Source organism: Segatella salivae DSM 15606 (assembly GCF_000185845.1).
In the GTDB taxonomy this organism is placed as follows: domain Bacteria; phylum Bacteroidota; class Bacteroidia; order Bacteroidales; family Bacteroidaceae; genus Prevotella; species Prevotella salivae.
Map to the genome: position 1 here is coordinate 1 of NZ_GL629658.1, position 2017 is coordinate 2017.

Here is a 2017-nt window from a genome sequence, read left to right on the forward strand (position 1 = left end):
CATTGAAGTCTCCACCGGGCTTATAAGTACCTAAATCAGAGAAAACAAACTGCGTACCTTTCTGTGCGCCGAACTTTTGGTAATATTCATTGAGCATCTTGGCACAATGGCTTGCCTTGTTGTCGATATGGTCTGAGTACCCATTTTCATCAATCATGCGTAAATCAAGGCTCATCTTGCGGGCATAATCAGTCATTAAGAATTAAGGGAAATAGGGGGAAACGCAAGGAATGTAACTATTTGGAATATCATCATTTAGCATTTTCTTACTATTTTGAGGCTAAGCAAGAACGAGCATTAAACGGCAGGAGTTCCGTTACCAAATCGTAACCCATCAGGGAAAAAGCAAAAAGGGGTTACGAATTGAAGGTAAACAACTGTGTCATAGGTTTTTATTCTTCATCTTTCATTTTTCTGCATCGCTCAGGAATACTTGTTCATCTGTACCTTTGCAAGCAAAGGAAATTTAGAAAAAACGACAGAAAAATGAAAGAAAACAAACTCAAAGTATCGTTCTTCGTTCAGGCGAAACGAACCGACAAGAGAGGACTTGTGCCTGTCATCGGGCGAATCTCCGTTGGCAGAACCCATTCGGGCTTCTCCACCAAGTGTAAGACTCCGATTGCTCTTTGGGACAGCCGCAAGCAACGGCTCATCGGTAAGAGCAGCATGGCTGTGTCCGTCAATCAGAAACTCGGTGAATGCACCGCACTCATCCACGCACGCTTTCATGAACTCTGTGAAAGAGAAGAATCTTTTACCGCCACAGACGTGAGGGATGCCTATCAGGGGCAAATCCACCGTCAGGCCTTGCTCTTGGAGAGTTTTGGGGAGTATCTCACACAGACAAAGGAACGTGTCGGTATCGACCGAGCCTTAAAGACGTTCAAACTCCGTACCTACCAACTCTCCCTGCTTCGTGAGTATGTGCAGAAGAAGCACAGGGTAAGCGACGTTCCCCTTTCACAGTTGGACAAAGCCTTTATCGAGGGCTTCGAGTATTATCTCACTATTGACCGCAAACTGAAACGCAGCAGCATATCGAGTACCGTGTCTACTTTGCAGACCATCGTCCGCATGGCGGTGAAGAAAGGTGTGCTGGACTTCTATCCGTTCTTGGGCTACAGTTACGAGCGACCAAAAGGCGAACCGAGAAGCATTACGCAGGAAGAACTTGAGCACATCATCGACTTGGAGATTAAATGGGAGAACTACCGCATTGTCCGTGATTTGTTCGTCTTCTCCTGCTTTTCAGGACTGGCTATCTCTGACGTGCGCAATCTCAGAGAGGAAAACATCGTCCTTGAAGAGGGTGAACTCTGCATCAAGGGCAGACGCATGAAGACAAAGACTCCGTATCGTGTACAGGTACTTCCTCCTGCTCTGGAAATTATGAATCGCTATAGAGGCATAAGGGCAGGTTTTGTTTTTGACGTGCCGACTACCGACATTTTCCTCAATGGCATGCACCACATACAGAGAAACATCGGGATGAAAACTCCGCTGACCTTTCACATGGCTCGCCACACCTTTGCATCGCTCATCACACTCTCGGCAGGTGTACCTATAGAAACGGTGAGCCGTATGCTCGGACACACAAATTTGAGAACAACACAAATCTATGCAGTTGTTTCCTCCGAGAGAATCCATCGGGATATGCAGAAAGTACAACAACGCATACAAGATACATTCACCTTAAAACTTTGAAATCATGGCACGAAGCACATTCAAGACACTCTTTTATATCAACCGTTCCAAAGAAAAAAAGAACGGCAAATGCCCGATTATGGGACGCATCACCATAGACGGTGAGCAGGTGCAATACAGCACGGGCAAGGAAATCGCTCCCGAACTTTGGGACAGTCGTAAGGGGCGGTGCAAGGGAACGAGCGAAGAAACAAAAGAAATCAACCACTACTTGCAAAGCAAAGAGGAACAAGCCAAAGCAAAGTATCAAGAATTAGTTTGGCAACGTGGCTATATCACCGCCGAGCTGCTGAAACGTGAACTTATGGAA

General features: G+C 46.1%; 2 protein-coding genes and 1 pseudogene. 2 read left to right on the top strand and 1 reads right to left on the bottom strand.

Annotated features, from left to right (window positions below):
• Window positions 1-199: pseudogene (locus HMPREF9420_RS12655) on the bottom strand (hypothetical protein); the annotation flags it as partial.
• A 287-nt stretch (window positions 200-486) separates the two neighbouring features.
• On the opposite strand from HMPREF9420_RS12655, the gene HMPREF9420_RS12660 reads away from it, so the two are divergent.
• Together HMPREF9420_RS12660 and HMPREF9420_RS12665 are read left to right on the top strand one after the other, a co-directional pair.
• Complete coding sequence (locus HMPREF9420_RS12660) at window positions 487-1707, top strand: site-specific integrase (protein ID WP_007136137.1); 1221 nt, start codon at window positions 487-489, stop codon at window positions 1705-1707.
• A gap of 4 nt (window positions 1708-1711) precedes the next feature.
• A partial coding sequence (locus tag HMPREF9420_RS12665) for an Arm DNA-binding domain-containing protein (protein ID WP_007136138.1) occupies window positions 1712-2017 on the top strand: 306 nt, incomplete at its 3' end.

Bases quoted from the DNA above. Each gene is read 5' to 3' on its own strand.
- HMPREF9420_RS12660 (WP_007136137.1), top strand. From the start codon at position 487: ATGAAAGAAAACAAACTCAAAGTATCGTTCTTCGTTCAGGCGAAACGA.